This window comes from Dietzia sp. IBK-p2-16D (genome assembly GCF_057773085.1).
Window position 1 is genome coordinate 230,639 of the sequence record NZ_JBYMTL010000002.1, and the last position, 14,409, is coordinate 245,047.

14 protein-coding genes are annotated in these 14,409 nt (G+C 72.7%); 3 read left to right on the forward strand and 11 right to left on the reverse strand.

Features of this window, described 5'->3' with window-relative positions:
* Window positions 1-125 precede the first annotated feature (125 nt).
* The 7 genes from AC3DE3_RS05400 to AC3DE3_RS05430 form a co-directional block, all read right to left on the reverse strand.
* On the reverse strand, window positions 126-623 hold the full coding sequence (locus AC3DE3_RS05400; RefSeq protein ID WP_260486021.1) for a beta-class carbonic anhydrase: 498 nt from the start codon (window positions 621-623) through the stop codon (window positions 126-128).
* A 72-nt stretch (window positions 624-695) separates the two neighbouring features.
* Window positions 696-1,895 carry an oxidoreductase gene (locus tag AC3DE3_RS05405; protein WP_260486020.1) on the reverse strand — a complete coding sequence of 400 codons (1,200 nt, stop codon included), beginning with the start codon at window positions 1,893-1,895 and terminating at the stop codon, window positions 696-698.
* A gap of 124 nt (window positions 1,896-2,019) precedes the next feature.
* On the reverse strand, window positions 2,020-2,952 hold the full coding sequence (locus AC3DE3_RS05410; protein WP_488369250.1) for an NAD(P)H-binding protein: 933 nt from the start codon (window positions 2,950-2,952) through the stop codon (window positions 2,020-2,022).
* Window positions 2,949-3,206: an HPr family phosphocarrier protein gene (locus AC3DE3_RS05415; RefSeq protein WP_488369251.1), complete on the reverse strand. Its 258-nt coding sequence runs from the start codon at window positions 3,204-3,206 to the stop codon at window positions 2,949-2,951. The genes AC3DE3_RS05410 and AC3DE3_RS05415 overlap by 4 nt, the downstream gene beginning before the upstream one ends.
* A 74-nt stretch (window positions 3,207-3,280) precedes the next feature.
* A complete protein-coding gene (locus AC3DE3_RS05420) occupies window positions 3,281-5,374 on the reverse strand; it encodes a PTS fructose transporter subunit IIABC (RefSeq protein WP_488369252.1) in 2,094 nt (697 codons plus the stop codon).
* Between the two features lie 82 nt (window positions 5,375-5,456).
* Window positions 5,457-6,416, reverse strand: a complete 960-nt coding sequence (locus tag AC3DE3_RS05425; RefSeq protein WP_488369253.1) for a 1-phosphofructokinase family hexose kinase — start codon at window positions 6,414-6,416, stop codon at window positions 5,457-5,459.
* Window positions 6,413-7,180 carry a DeoR/GlpR family DNA-binding transcription regulator gene (locus AC3DE3_RS05430; protein ID WP_488369254.1) on the reverse strand — a complete coding sequence of 256 codons (768 nt, stop codon included), beginning with the start codon at window positions 7,178-7,180 and terminating at the stop codon, window positions 6,413-6,415. Before AC3DE3_RS05430 ends, AC3DE3_RS05425 begins: the two co-directional genes overlap by 4 nt.
* A gap of 140 nt (window positions 7,181-7,320) precedes the next feature.
* Between AC3DE3_RS05430 and AC3DE3_RS05435 the strand changes: the two genes are divergently transcribed.
* Window positions 7,321-9,057, forward strand: coding sequence for a phosphoenolpyruvate--protein phosphotransferase (locus AC3DE3_RS05435; protein ID WP_488369255.1), 1,737 nt, complete (start codon window positions 7,321-7,323; stop codon window positions 9,055-9,057).
* Between the two features lie 80 nt (window positions 9,058-9,137).
* A complete protein-coding gene (locus AC3DE3_RS05440; protein ID WP_488369256.1) occupies window positions 9,138-9,905 on the forward strand; it encodes a dienelactone hydrolase family protein in 768 nt (255 codons plus the stop codon).
* Between the two features lie 19 nt (window positions 9,906-9,924).
* On the opposite strand, the gene AC3DE3_RS05445 is transcribed toward AC3DE3_RS05440, so the two are convergent.
* The 4 genes from AC3DE3_RS05445 to AC3DE3_RS05460 all read right to left on the reverse strand — a co-directional run bounded on the left by AC3DE3_RS05445 (window position 9,925) and on the right by AC3DE3_RS05460 (window position 13,271).
* On the reverse strand, window positions 9,925-12,099 hold the full coding sequence (locus AC3DE3_RS05445) for a bifunctional lysylphosphatidylglycerol flippase/synthetase MprF (protein ID WP_488369257.1): 2,175 nt from the start codon (window positions 12,097-12,099) through the stop codon (window positions 9,925-9,927).
* 133 nt (window positions 12,100-12,232) lie between these two features.
* Window positions 12,233-12,760: a bifunctional adenosylcobinamide kinase/adenosylcobinamide-phosphate guanylyltransferase gene (locus tag AC3DE3_RS05450; protein ID WP_488369258.1), complete on the reverse strand. Its 528-nt coding sequence runs from the start codon at window positions 12,758-12,760 to the stop codon at window positions 12,233-12,235.
* Window positions 12,760-13,056, reverse strand: coding sequence for a hypothetical protein (locus AC3DE3_RS05455; RefSeq protein ID WP_488369259.1), 297 nt, complete (start codon window positions 13,054-13,056; stop codon window positions 12,760-12,762). The genes AC3DE3_RS05450 and AC3DE3_RS05455 overlap by 1 nt, the downstream gene beginning before the upstream one ends.
* Window positions 13,053-13,271, reverse strand: a complete 219-nt coding sequence (locus AC3DE3_RS05460; protein WP_488369260.1) for a hypothetical protein — start codon at window positions 13,269-13,271, stop codon at window positions 13,053-13,055. Before AC3DE3_RS05460 ends, AC3DE3_RS05455 begins: the two co-directional genes overlap by 4 nt.
* 191 nt (window positions 13,272-13,462) lie before the next feature.
* On the opposite strand from AC3DE3_RS05460, the gene AC3DE3_RS05465 reads away from it, so the two are divergent.
* Window positions 13,463-14,281: a mycofactocin-coupled SDR family oxidoreductase gene (locus tag AC3DE3_RS05465; RefSeq protein WP_260486007.1), complete on the forward strand. Its 819-nt coding sequence runs from the start codon at window positions 13,463-13,465 to the stop codon at window positions 14,279-14,281.
* Window positions 14,282-14,409: the final 128 nt, after the last annotated feature.

Consider the following 14,409-nt stretch of genomic DNA (forward strand, 5'->3'; position numbering starts at 1 on the left):
CTGAGTGAAGGAACTTTCAGCGTAGGCCGATCGCCACCTGCCGGGAAGGGAGCTCGCGGACCCTGTTGACGTGACTCGGCCGGGGCGGATCCCTCGAGCGTCTCCCGGGATCGCGTGTCCGGGTGTCAGTCGCGGGCGACCTCGCGCAGTTCGCCGGTGCCGACGTCGTAGACGAAGCCGCGGACGGCGGTGGCGTGGAGCAGGAACGGGTCGGACTCGACCCGGGCGATGGACTGGCGCACGTCCGCCTCCGGCTCGGGGAACGACTCCGGGGCCCAGCGGGGCCGCAGTCCGGTGTCGGCCTGGACCCGGTCCTTGAAGTCGTCGTCGCGGAAGGTGAGCATCCCGCAGTCCGTGTGGTGGATCAGGACGATCTCCTCGGTGCCGAGGAGGCGTTGGCTGATCGTCAGCGAGCGCAGGACGTCGTCGGTGACGACCCCGCCGGCGTTGCGGATGACGTGGGCGTCGCCCTCGGTCAGGCCCAGCAGGCCGTAGGGGTTGAGGCGGGCGTCCATGCAGGCGACCACGGCGATCTTGCGGCCGGGGGGCATGGGCAGATCGCCCTTGTCGAACCCGGCCTGGTAGGCCCTGGCGGCCTCGAGCAGTTCATCGGTGACGGTCATGGCCGAAGGCTAGTCCCGATTCAACGGGCCGGCCAGGGTTCGTTTCTCGCCGCCGGAAACCCGCACGCCGGGTCAGGCGGGCGCGCGCAACGGCATCTCGTGGACCTCGCGGACGAACTCCGGCAGCGGCCCGGCGCCGCGCAGGACCCGGGCGATCGCGGGGTCGGCCAGGTGGAGTCGGCCCACGGAGATGAGGTCGAACTCGCCGCGCTCCAGGCACTCCACGACCGCGTCGATGTTGTCTGCTGCGATCGCGGGCGTGCCCGACTTCTGCTCGCGCAGGGACGTCCCGATCCCCACCCCGCCCACCGCGCCGCTCGGCTTGCCGGTGAGCCTGCGGGCCCACCCGGCCAGGGTCACCTCGCCGTCGTCGCCTCCCAGGTCGGGGAAGGCCGGGTCGCTGAACCGCCTGGTCGAGGCGTCGAACAGGTCGGCGCCCGCCTCGGTGAGCGCACCCAGGTAGACGCCCAGTTCATCGGGAGTGGCCGCCTTGCGGACGGTGTAGTCCTGCTGTGTGTGCTGCGAGAACCGGTAGAACAGCGGCGCCTCGGGGCCGATCGCCCCACGGACCGCCGCGACCACGGCTGCGGGGAAACGGCTGCGCGCGGCCAGGTCACCGCCCCAGTCGTCGGTGCGGCGGTTGGTGTCGGCCCAGACGAACGCGTCGAGCAGGTAGCCGTGGCCGCCGTGCAGCGTCACGCCGTCGAACCCGGCGTCGATCGCCAGTCGGGCGGAGCGGGCGAACGCGTCGATCACCTCGGTGATGTCGCCGTCGGTCATGGGTGCGACCTCGGGCGACCACCGGGCGACGCTGCGCTCGGAGTACGTGGTGACGCCCGGCGTGCCCCATCGGCCGGACGGGCGCATGGGGTGCATCTCCATCAGCCGGTCGCGGTGATCGCGGTCGAAGCGGGCGTTGGCGCCCCAGAGCGGACCGACGTGCCACAGCTGGGCGATGATCCGCCCGCCGGCGGCGTGGACGGCATCGGTGACCACGCGCCAGGCCGCCACGGATTCCGGCGTGTCCAGGCGGGGGATCCCCGAGTGGTCGACCGAGGTCGGGTGGTCCACGCCGATCCCCTCGGTGACGACGAGCCCGGTCCCGCCGGCCGCGCGGGCGGCGTAGTAGTCGCGGTTGACCTCGTCGGGCAGGCCGCCTGGGCAGCCCATGCGGGTCATGGGGGACATGACGAGGCGGTTGGACAGCGCGAGGGAGCGGACCGCGAGGGGGCGGAACAGCGGCTCACGACCGGGGGCGACGGAAGGCGTCATCGCGGGCTCGACCTCATGGTTTCTGTTCGTGGAGTCGGTGCCGGGGCACGGCAGCGCCGCCCCGCACCGGTTGACATGTGTCAATGATAGCCGGTCCGGCAGCCGATGCGCGGGGAAAACCCCGTCAGGGCCCACCGCCGGGGCCGTGACCGGGGCCCCCGTCGAGCGCGAGACGGATGGCCTCGTCGACCCCCGTCATCACCCAGCCCTCGGGGAACACCCCCGTGGCCGGTTCGCCGACCACCATGTCGTGTTGCAGGCTCTCGATCAGTGCGCCGACCGTGGCGCCTTCCTGTTCCACCAGGGGCGAGAGTCCCGCGGCGACGAGGTCCCACGGCACCCCGGGCACCGGCACCCGCACCGTGGCCAGTCCGGCGAGGCGGGAGTAGCGGGCGAGCAGGGCGGGGTAGGTCAGGGCCTCGCCGCAGCCGAGGTCCGCGTGGCCGGTGCGGGGCTCGCCGTCCAGGGACCGGCACAGGGCCTCCACCACGTCGCGTTCGGCGACGGGTTCGACCCTACGATTGCGCATCCACCGCGGCACCGGCTGGACGGGGAGCAGTTCGCACAGCGTGCGCAGGACCTCGAAGCTCGCCGAGCCGGCACCGAGGATCACCCCGGCCCGCAGGGTGAACACGGGAGTGGGCCCGGCGGACAGCAGCGACTCCACCTCGAGCCGGGACGCCATGTGCCGGGACAACGCGGGTCGATCGCCGCCAGAGGGGGCCAGCCCGGAGACGTAGGAGCACCGCCGTGTGCCCGCGGCCGCCATCGCCTGGCGCATCGCGACGGCACCCGCCGCGTCCTCCCGCCGGAAATCGGGGCCGGCGCCCATGCGGTGGACCAGGTACACCACGTCGTCGACCCCGTCGAGGGCGTCCGCGAGGCAGGACGGGTCGAGAACGTCGGAGTGCACCGTCTCGACCCGGTCCGACCAGGCGTGCTCCACCGCCCGACGCGGATCGGACACCCCTGCTCGCACGCGGTGGCCGCGTGCGAGCAGGGCGGGGACCAACCGCGAGCCCAGGTACCCGCCGGATCCGACGACGAGGACGGTCACTCCGCGTCGAGGTCCTGCTCGATGAGGGCGGCGATCTCGGCCACCGCGTCGGCGTTCTCACCGCTCACCGTGACCTGGGCGCCCTTCTCGGCCCCGAGGGCCATGATGAGCATGGCGGAGGCGGCGTCGGCCTCCTCCTCGCCGTAGGCGATCTCGATGTCCGTCTCGTACTTCTCGGCGGCCTCGGCGATGATCCCCGCCGGGCGGGCGTGCAGGCCCTCGGCGGATCCGACGGTGACGGTGGTGCTGGGCATGGTGTCTCCTTCTCCTACGCGGTGGTGCGGCGTTCCGATGACGGGACGTTCCCGCCATCGTGCAGGCTCCGGCCTCAGGCCGCGACCGGCTGGGCCGCGGCGACCGGGGTCGGGGTGGGGTCGCGGCGGGCCGTCTTGGCGGCCACCACGGCCGCGCACGCCACCAGGGTCCCGGCGAGGATCGCCAGGAGGTAGCCCCAGACCGGGTTGATGGCGAACACCACGAACAGGCCGCCGTGGGGCGCGTACGACTCCACGGAGAACGCCATGATCAGCGCACCGGTCACGGCGCCGCCGGCCATCATCGACGGGATCACGCGCAGCGGGTCGGCGGCGGCGAACGGGATGGCGCCCTCGGAGATGAAGCTCGCGCCCAGCAGGAACGCGGCGCGGCCGTTCTCCTGCTCGACCGGGCTGAACAGCCGCTTGCGCACGACCGTCGCCAGGCCCATCGCCAACGGCGGGACCATGCCGGCGGCCATCACCGCGGCCATGATCCGCAGCGTCGCGGGGTTGTCGGCGACCAGTCCGGCGGTGGCGAACGTGTATGCCGCCTTGTTGACGGGCCCGCCCAGGTCGAAGCACATCATCAGACCCAGGATCACGCCCAGCAGGATCACCGAGGACCCGGTCATGCCGCTCAGCCAGGACTCCATGGACTCGGTCAACGCGGCCAGGGGACGGCCGAGCAACAGGAACATCAGCAGACCGATCGCGAGCGACCCGATCAGAGGGATGAGCACCACGGGCATGAGCCCGGCGAGCCAACGCGGCGTCTTCCAGGTGGTCATCCAGCGCACGAGGTAGCCGGCGAGGATGCCGGTGACGAGCGCGCCGATGAACCCGGCGCCGAGGGTGGCCGACAGCGCGCCACCGACGAAGCCGGGCGCGATGCCGGGACGGTCGGCGAGCCCGTAGGCGATGTACCCCGACAGCACGGCGATCATGAAGCCCATCGCCGACTGGCCGATCGCGAACAGCACTGCACCGATGTAGAGGCGCAGGCCCGCGTGGGTGAGGGCCTCTGCACCGGCGGTTCCGGCCGAGACGATCTCGCCGTCGAGGTACCACACCTCCCCGGGCAGCTCGGTGAGCGAGTAGCCGGTGGCCAGCTCCTCCCACACGAACGCCACGTCGTAGCCCGCGAACAGGAATCCGAGCGCGAGCAGCAGGCCGCCGGCTGCGACGAACGGGATCATGTAGGACACCCCGGTCATGACCGCCCGCTGGAGGCCCCGGGCCCAGTGCTCGTCCGAGCCGGACGACGCCGACCCCGACGATCCCGAGCCGGACCCGGCCTCGGCCGACACACGGCGGGCCTGCGGGTCACGGGCCGCGGCCAGCGCCTCGTCGAGGACCTGGTCGGGCGCGTCGATCGCCTTCTTCACCCCGTACTCGACGACGGGTTTGCCGGCGAACCGGCCGCGGTCGCGCACCCCGACGTCGGTGGCGAACACGACCGCGTCGGCGGCCTCGATCACCGCCGGGTCGAGAGGGGTGGCGCCGGCCGAGCCCTGGGTCTCCACGTGCAGCTCCACGCCGCGCGCCTCCGCTGCCTGCGCGAGCGAGTCGGCGGCCATGTAGGTGTGGGCGATGCCGGTGGGGCAGGCGGTCACCGCGACCACGCGGGCCGGTGCCGCCGCCGAGGACGCAGCCGCGGGGGACCCGGGTGACGACGACGACGGCGACGACGAAGCCGCCGAGGTCTTCGGCTCCGCCGTGAGCACCCCCTCGATGACCGCGACCGCCTCGTCGGGGGTGGCCGCGGACCGGAGGGAGTCCACGAACTCGGACCGCACGAGATTGCGCGCGAGCGTGGCCAGCAGCTTCAGGTGCTCTTTCCCGCCGCCGGCGGGCGCGCCGATCATGAGGACGAGGTCGGCGGGGCCGTCCTTGGCCCCGAAGTCCACGGGCGGGTCGAGCCGCGCGAAGGCCAGGCTCGGCGCGGACACCGCCTCGGACTTGCAGTGCGGGATGGCGATCCCGCCCTTCATGCCGGTGGCCGCCTTGTCCTCCCGGGCCATCAGGTCGCGCACGAGCGCGTCGTGATCGTCGGCCCGGCCGGCATCGACCAGGGTCCGGGCCAGGGCCATGATCACCTCCTGCTTGGTGCCGCCCAGATCGGCGTCGAGCCGCACGGCGGCGGTCTCGATGATCGGCTGGTTCATGGTCGTACTCCGTGTCCTGTGAGGGGTGCTGATTCAGACGGGTCGGGTGTGGATCGGATGGGTGCGGCGCCGGCGGGGTACATCAGTCGAGCCTGCGCACCGTGGCGCGGAACGTGGACGGGTCGAGCCCGAGCGGCAGCCCGGTGCCGGGCAGGGAGGCGGCCACACTCCCGTGACAGACCGCCCACACGAGCCGGTCCCGCGGCGGGAGGCCGCGGGCCTCGGCGAGCAGATATCCCGCGAGCGCGGAATCACCGGCCCCCACCGTGGACCTGACCTGCACGGCAGGGGTGTTCGCGAACCACGCCTCGCCGTCGTCGACCAGGACCGCACCGGCCCCGCCGAGGGTGACCAGGGCTGCGCCCACGCCCCGGTCGCGCAACGCCCTGGCGGCCTCCACCACGGGGGTCGTGTCGCCGTCGGCGGCGCGCCGCTCCAGCTCGGTGCCGTCGACACCGGCCAGCTGCCCGAGTTCCTCGCCGTTGGGTTTGACCAGGTCGGGGGCCGCGTCCGGGAGTCGCGCGGCGAGTGCCTCCAGCGGCGCGTCGGAGGTGTCGACGGCGAGGCGCGCGCCCGCCGGGCGGAGTGCACCGACCAGGTCGGCGTAGAAGTCGTCCGGCACGCCACGCGGCAGGGAACCGCACAGCACCACCCACCGTGCCTCCCGCGCGAGGGCCGCGACCGCGGAGCGCGCGCGGTCCAGGGCGGCGGTGTCCAGCTCGGGACCCGGGGCGTTGATCTTCGTCGTGGCGCCGTCGGGATCGGCGAGGGTGAGGTTGATCCGCACGGCGCCGTCCGCGGGGACCACGGTCGTCGTGATGCCGGTCCCGGCACACATCGCCACGAACGGGTCGGCGGCCGGGGCCGGGAACACCGCCTGTGTCCGGACCCCTCCGGCGGTGAGGACCCGCGCGACGTTGACGCCCTTGCCCCCGGGGGAGTCGTCGACGGCCGCGATGCGGTTGACCCCGCCCACGGCGAGCGGTGCGGGCAGCTGCGCGGTGCGGTCCACCGACGGGTTCATGGTGAGCGTGACGATCATGGGAGCACGACCTCGATTCCGTGGGTGTCCAAGGCGGCGGCCAGTGCGGCCGGTGGGGGAGCATCTGTGACCAGGATGTCGATCCGGTCCAGGGGGGCGAACGACACCAGGAACTCGTGGCCGACCTTGCTCGAGTCCGCGAGTGCGACCACCCTGCGGGCCGCCCGGCACATGGCGTTCTTGACCGCCGCCTCGTCCGGGTCCTGGGTGGTGAGGCCGCGTTCGGGGTGGAGGCCGTTGGTGCCCACGAAGGCCACGTCGACCCTGATCGCGTCCAACGCCCGCAACACCGACGGGCCCACGCACGCCCCGGTGAGGCCCCGGACCGATCCGCCGAGCACGTGGAGGTCGTCCGTGGCCGCGCGGTGCAGACCGTCCGCGATGGGGATCGAGTTGGTGACCAGAGTGAGGCCGTGGTCGGCGGGGAGCGACTCCGCGAGGGTCGCGGTGGTGGAGCCCGCGTCGAGGAGGACCGAGCCGCCCGCGGCGGGTAGGAGACGCAGCGCCGCCCGACCGATCGCGGACTTGGCGGCCACGTTCTCCGATCGCCGCGCGGCGAGTGTCCGCTCCACGCGGCCGCCCGGTACCGCGGGCACCGCCCCGCCGTGGGTGCGCTCGAGCTGGCCCTCCGATTCCAGTAGCGACAGGTCGCGGCGGATCGTCTCGGCGCTCACGTCGAGGTCGGCGGCGAGATCGGCGACGGTGACGCGCCCGGAGGCGGCCAGTGCCTCGGTGATGTGCCGCCGTCGCTCGCTGCCGTACATGTGGGGACCGACCTTCGTTTGAGTGACTGATTGTGTTGGATTCTGCCCGATACGGTTGGAAAGTCAAGCCGATTTAGTTATTCTCGTCACATAACCCACCACTGGGCCGGACGCGGGTGTCCGGTCCGCTAGGAGTTCCCATGACGCAGCAGTCGAAGGCCGGGGCGGTCATCCGCGGCACCGGCGTGGTCGCCGGACTGGCCTACGGACCCGCCCGATGGGTCATCCGGCCGGACGCACCAACTCCCGGTGCCGCGGCCGGCCCCGCGGGCGACGCGGCGGACGCGGGTGCGGTGCCGCCGGACGAGCAGCAGGTCGAGGCGGGCCGCGAACGCTTCGTCGCGGCGGCCCGCACCGTCGCCGGGCGCCTCGACCAGCGAGCCGCCCTGGCCACCGGCGTCAGCGCCGAGGTCCTGTCCGCCAACGCCGTCCTCGCCCGGGACCGCGGGTGGGCCAAGGCGGTGGTGAAGGAGCTGAGGAAGGGCGCGGCGGTCGAGGCCGCGACCGTGGCGGCCACGGAGACCTTCGCCGCGATGTTCGCGCGGGTCGGCGGCCGGCAGGCCGAACGCATCACCGACCTGCGCGACATCTGCGCCCGTGTGGTGGCCGAGCTGCGCGGTCTGCCCGAGCCGGGCATCCCCGACCTCGACGAGCCGGGCGTCCTCATGGCGGACGACCTCGCCCCCGCGGACACCGCCGGACTCGACCCCGCCATGGTGCTCGCGATCGTGTGTGAGCACGGCGGCCCCACCTCGCACACGGCGATCATCGCCCGGCAGCTCGGCATCCCGTGCATGGTCGCGGCCGGGGGACTCGCCGCGGTCGCGGACGGGACGCAGGTCCTGGTGGACGCGGCCGCGGGAACGGTCACCGTCGAGCCCGAGGAGGGCTCCGCCCGGGCCGCCGCCGAGGCCGACCGGCGCACGCGGGCCGTCGCCGCGGACTGGAGCGGCCCCGCGGTCCTCGCCGACGGGCACCCGATCCGGTTGCTGGCCAACGTCCAGGACGGCGCGGGCGCGGAGGACGCGGCGTCGGGCCCGGCCGGCGGGATCGGGCTGTTCCGCACCGAGCTCGCGTTCCTCGACCGGGCCAGCGAACCGACCCACGACGAGCAGGTCGACCTCTACGCCCGGGTGCTCGGTGCCTTCCCCGACACCCGGGTCGTCACCAGGACCCTGGACGCGGGTTCGGACAAGCCGCTGGCGTTCGCGGGCATGACGGAGGAGGACAACCCCGCACTGGGGGTCCGCGGAATCCGCGTGGACCTCATCGACCGCGGGCTGCTCGACCGGCAGCTCGATGCGCTCGCCGCGGCGGGCCGCCGGGTGGGCGGGGCGCAGTCCTCCCCGTGGGTGATGGCACCCATGGTCGCGACCGTCGACGAGGCCCGCGACTTCGCCGACCGGTGCCGCCGGCGCGGACTGACGCCCGGGATCATGGTCGAGGTGCCCTCGGTCGCGGTCGCCGTCGACAGGTTCCTCCCGCACGTGGACTTCCTGTCGATCGGCACCAACGACCTCACGCAGTACGTCATGGCGGCCGACCGGATGTCCTCCGACCTGGCCTCGCTCACCGATCCGTGGCAGCCGGCCGTGCTGCGTCTCATCCGCGCGGTGGCCGACGCCGCGGGCCGGGCGCCGGACGGCCGCGCGATCCCGGTCGGGGTGTGCGGTGAGGCGGCGGCCGACCCGAACCTGGCGTGCGTCCTGCTGGGACTCGGGGTCGGCTCACTGTCCGTGGCCACCGCGGCACTGCCGTTCGTCGGGGCCGCCCTGGCGGGGGTCACGCTCGAACAGTGCAGGCGGCTCGCGGAACTCGCGCTGGACAGCGACACCGCGCTCGACGCGAGGAACGCGGTGCTGGCGGCGCGGAACTGAGCGCGCGCGAGCGGCTGTACCGTCGGGCGCACAGCGTGTGGGACGACGGAAGGGAACCGACTGTGGGCCTGGGAACCGGAATGACCGTGGATCTGACCATCGACACCGCCGACGGCAACGCCGAGGCGTTCGTCTCCCGGCCGGGAAGCGCCGACCGTGACCTGCCGGGCGTCCTGCTGTTCCCGGACATCTTCGTCCTGCGGCCGCAGATCCGGGCGATGGCGGACCGCATCGCGAGCTGGGGCTACGTCGTCCTGGCCCCGAACGTCTTCTACCGGTCCGGCACCGCCGACGACCTCGCCCCGACCGTGGACCTGCGCGAACCGGGCGAACGCGACCGGTACATCGAGACCGCGTTCCCCCGGATGGCCGCGTTGACCTCCGAGAGGTCGCGGGCGGACACCGCCGCGTACCTGGACGCACTGCTGGCACTGCCCGGGGTCTCGGTCGGGGCCGGGGTCGGGGTCGTCGGCTACTGCATGGGAGCGCGACTCGCGTTGCGCGCGGGTGGGGACCACCCGGACCGCGTCGCCGCCGTCGCCGGATTCCACGGCGGCAGGCTCGCGACGGACGATCCCGACAGTCCGCACCTCGGTCTCGCGACCACCCGGGCCGCCGTCCTGCTGCGGCACGCCGACGACGACCCGTCAATGCCGCGGGAAGGGATGGACGTCATCGCGTCCCTGGCCCGGGAATCCGGTGTGCCCTTGGACCAGGACGTCTACCCCGGCGCCCCGCACGGCTACTCGATGGCCGACACGTCGATGTACGACGCGACTGCAGCCGAACGGCACTTCGAGGACCTGCGCGAGCACCTCGCCCGGCGCCTCGCCCGCCACGGCGGGTGAGCTGAACGCGCGCCCCGACCTAGACGTCGACGGTCTCGGACGCCCCCGAGCGGGCCAGGGCCGCGAGCTGGCGGGTCGTCGCGCCCGGCAGGTACGCCCGACCGATCGCCACCCCGATCCGGGGCAGATCGGCCTCGTCGCGGAAGCACAGGTAGACGGGTTCGATCCTCGGATTGAACTTGGCCTTGAACTGGTGGAGCGACCGGAACCCGTAGTAGGGCTCGAGTGCCTGACCCAGCAGATCGAGTCCGCGGTCGAGAACGGCCACCTCGTCGTCGTCGTCGCCACTTCGCGCCAACGGGGCACCGGACAACGACACGTAGTCGGCGCCCTCGTCCTTGAACTCCAGCGCGGAGCGGGCGATGAGGAACTCGACCATGTTGTTCGCACCGGGGCCGTTGCGCTTGCGCATGAGGTCCAGGGTCCAGCCGCGGACGCCACCGTCGGGCCCGCCGCGGTAGACGGGCAGCCAGGACAGCGCCGCCTGGACCACCCCGCCGGAGTCCACGGCCAGCGCGATGCGCACGTCGTCGTCGAGCGCCTCCTCGACCGTGCCGAGCGTGAAGCCCATCTCCGGCAGCTCTTTGTCCCCGACCCACTGCTCGGAGATCTCCCGCACCTGCGCCAGCACCGCGGCCGGTTGCTCGCGCAGCAGACCGGAGACGTAGGTCGTGCCGCTCTTGGACGCCTTGTTCATGGCGGAGCGGATCTTCTGCCACTTCTTGCCCGTGAACTCCAGGTCGGGCAGGTCCATGATGGTGTCCTCGGCGATCTGCAGCGCCCGCCACCCGTGCGCGCGCATCCGGTCGGCCGTCTCCCCGGACACCGAGAACAGGCACGGGACGGCCGCCTGCGCCTCGGCAAAGTCGACGAACGAGCTCAGCAGTACGCCGCGATCGGCGGGGTCGGCGACCGGGTCGGCCAGCGCGATGATGGTGCCGACGTGCATCCGGTACCCCACGACGCCCGCCGAGTCGGGGCCCGCGGTGCCGTCGCCTCCGCCGAAGAAGTAATTCATCGGCTGCCACGTGATCATCCACGACATCGTGCTGCCGCCGTGGGCCCGGATGAGATCGCGGACGCGTTCGACGACGTCGTCGGAGTGCACGCGCGACCCGGTCACCCGTCGCCGCACCCGCGCGCCGAACGCGCCCCTGCCCACCACCAGCAGCACGGCCTCGCCCACCCAGAGCAGACCGGTGCCGAGGGTGACGGCGCCCAGCGACTCGAAGTCGGCGGCGACGACCAGGACCGTGACGACGAGGGTGACCGCAGCGGTGAGCAGCGCATACGCGAGTGCCACGCCCCAGGCGACCCGGTATCCGCGGCGGAGCAGCTCCGCGGTCGCGGCGGCGACGAGGACGGACAGGAGCATGCCGACCAGGTTCACGTCCTCGGCCTCGGTGGGGCCGAGCGGGCCGTCGGAGGGGAGGAAGTACACCACCACGTGGACCGCGGCGATGAACCACATGCCCGCCGAGGCCAGCAGTCGGGTCTCGCGCCGGGTCCGGGGACCCAGGCCGTGCTCGCTGCGGGAGAAGAACTTCTCGCCGACGGCGAGGAACACGACGAACGCCACCAGGTGGGTGAGGTCGGCCAGGCTCCCGACGAACAGGAACGACACGATCACGTAGCCGTAGAGGAGCGCCCGCGCGCGCAGGCGCCAGGGCGAGACGAGGGTCGCCGAGGCGGCGGCCAGCACGGCGACCACCGCGGTCGAGCAGCCCACGTCCAGCACCACCGACAACTCCGTGGCCCACGCCCAGCCGACGGCGTCGCCGGGAACGATCACGGCCACCGCGCCGAGCACCCCGATGAGCTGCCCGCCCGCCGCCGCCCACGCCGTCCGGGCCGGGCCCAGGCGCCACTCGCCCATCCCGATCCCCGCCGCCACCAGCACCAACAATGACAGGTGCTGGAGTGGGGTGAGCCCGAGCCAGGGTCCGGTGACGAGCGTCCACCAGCGGCCGCCCTCCAGCGCGGGCACCCCGTAGGCGACGTCGGGGAACCACGTGGCGTGGCGGGCGCTGCGGAAGAGGGCCTCGAACACGACGCCGGTGACGAGCAGTGCGGCGACGATCACCGCCGTGACGGGGAGCCGGCGCGCGGCCGTGACCACCGCGCGGCCCGCGGTGGCCAGGGGTGGGGGCGAGGCGGGCTCGTCGGTCTTCTCGGCGATCTGGTCGGTGCTCACGGGGTCCTTCGGGGCGGCGCGCGGCGCGGGGCGGGGTCGTCCAAGTATGGAACCCGGGCCGTGTGAGCGTGTCGTTATTCGCGCAGGAAAAGTGGTGTGATGCCCGTCTCGTGCCGGTGGGCGGCGCTGCCCGTCACAGGGTGAGGACGCGCCCGCACACCACCAGGTGCACCTCGTCGCAGCACTCGGCGACGGTCTGGTTGAGCGCGCCCAGCAGGTCGCGGAACACCCCGCCCGAACGGTACGGGGGAACGACCCCGGAGCCGACCTCGTTGGTCACCAACACCACGTCGTCCCGGGCGGTCAGGGCGGCGCAGAGGGCGTCCGTGCGTTCGTCGACCGCGGCGCGCGCCTCGTCGGTGGGGGCGTCCCACAGTCCGAGGTCGTCGACGGTCGCGGTGAGCCAGGTGCCCAGGCAGTCCACGAGGACCGGTCCGGGCGCGTTGCGGAGCGCGGAGGCCACGTCCGGGGACTCAATGGTGCGCCACTCCGCCGGACGGTGCGCTCGGTGATGGCCGACGCGCCCGGCCCAGTCGGGGTCGTCGAGCTCGTCGGCGGGCCGGCCCGGCGCGACGAACGTCACGGCGTCCGCGCCGTCGAGCAGTCGCACCGCGTGCCGGGACTTTCCGGACCTGACGCCCCCTGTCACCAGGACGCGCATCAACCCCGCCGCCCGCGGCCGCCGGCGAGGGCGGGCCCGGAGAACAGGGACAGTCCCACGACGAACCCGAAGTCGTACCAGTTGCCGTTGTTGTTCACCTCGTAGATCGTCACGGTGTCGGTGAACAGGGAGATGACGAACGTGACGGGGAGGATGATCCCGTGCCACAGGCCGAGCCAGAACCCGGCGCCGGCGGGGGCGACGTCGACGTTGGGCCCGGCCGCGCACGCGCCGAGGGCGAGGACGACGACGAGGAGGACACCGGCGGCCAGTCCGGCCCGTGACCGGGTGTTCACGACCGCCGCCCGCGGGTGAAGTAGAGGATCGGCCCGATGAAGTTGATCGCGATGATGGCGGCCCACTTGCCCTTGGAGCCCTGCACCTTCGCCGCCGGCCGGGCGGCGAGGTCCGCCCACGCGGTCGCGGCGAGTGACACCTGGACCGAGATGGCGGTCAGCAGGAGGGCCTTCTGATTGTCGGTCAGGTCGTTCCAGCGCTTCTTGGTGGCCATCGTGTTCCTCCCGGTTAGATATTTTCTTACCCTAGTGGTTTTCCGGTTCCGTCGATACGGTGCTCGCGGGCTTCCTCCGGGCGGGGTTGCCGGGCAGCAGCCGGGACCGCGAGTAGTCCCCGATCTGCCCACTTATTGGGACAGCCGAACCTATGGTGAGCGGCAGACGACACCGAGGACGGGAGTTCGACATGGCGGGACGACTCGGGGGCAAGGTCGCGTTCATCACGGGGGTCGCGCGCGGGCAGGGCAGGACGCACGCCGTCCGCTTGGCCGCGGAAGGGGCGGACATCATCGGTCTCGACCTGGCGGGCCCGCTGCCGGACGCCGTCCCCTATGACCCCGCCACGCGCGAGGAGTTGGACGAGACGCGTCGGCTGGTCGAGGAGAAGGGTCGCCGCGCGCTCCTGTCAGTCGGTGACGTCCGGGATCTCGGGGGCATGAAGAAGATCGTCGACGACGGGGTGGCCGAACTCGGGCGTCTCGACGTGGTGGTGGCCAATGCCGGCATCTGCACCCCTCAGGTGTGGGACACCATCACCGCGGAGGATTTCGCCGCGACCATCGACACCAACGTCACCGGCGTGTGGAACACCGTCATGGCCACGGCCCACCACGTCATCGACGCCGGTGGTGGGTCGATCATCCTCACCAGCTCGTACGCGGGCAAGAAGATCCAGCCGTTCATGATCCACTACACCACCTCCAAGCACGCGCTGGTCGGGATGACCCGGGCGTTCGCGGCGGAGCTGGGGCCGAAGAACGTGCGGGTCAACAGCATCCACCCCGGCGGTGTGGCCACCCCGATGGGTGGCGGCGACATGGTGAGCACGCTGGAGAAGGTCGGCGAGTCCAACCCGCCGCTCAACCTCATGGGCTCGACGTTCCTGGAGCAGACCTGGGCGGAGCCGGAGGAGATCTCCAACGTCGTGGCGTTCCTGGCCTCCGACGAGTCGAAGTTCATCACCGCTGAGCACATCAGCATCGACGGCGGGTCGCAGTACTTCTGAGGCCACCATGCGTGTCCCAGACCACCGTGCCGCTCCCGGGGGGATCATCGACGGGTGACGGAAACACGGTGGAAGGAGTTGGCGGAGTGGCCCCTGATGGGTGCAGCTCTGGCCTTCCTGGTCGCCGC